This window comes from Vibrio lentus (assembly GCF_002875945.1).
Lineage (GTDB): Bacteria > Pseudomonadota > Gammaproteobacteria > Enterobacterales > Vibrionaceae > Vibrio > Vibrio apostichopi.
Genome location: NZ_MCZK01000056.1, coordinates 430 through 723, shown reverse-complemented (window position 1 = coordinate 723; position 294 = coordinate 430). Strand labels below are relative to the sequence as shown.

General features: G+C 45.6%; 1 protein-coding gene. It reads left to right on the top strand.

The features are described from left to right. A partial coding sequence (locus BCT49_RS26090) for a YagK/YfjJ domain-containing protein (protein ID WP_241908033.1) occupies positions 1 to 294 on the top strand: 294 nt, incomplete at both ends.

The following is a 294-nucleotide window of genomic DNA, read 5'->3' as shown; positions in this document are numbered from 1 at the left end:
ACCCATTCCACCACCTTTAACGATTATCCCGTGATCTACAGTGAGCACGGGCTGTATGAATCCGCCCTTACGAGTATGACCAACCTCTTTGAACAGGCACTAGAGCAGTTTGAGTTCACGTTAGTCATGCATTTGGGGCTATACCTTCCTAAAGACCACCCAGACACCGATTTAACCATCATCAATGACTACATCCACCAGCTTAAAAAGAAACTCAATACAGACTCACTCTATTACTCGTGGCGTAAGCGAGCCGATAAATCCCCCTCACACAATTACCAAGTCATACTCTTG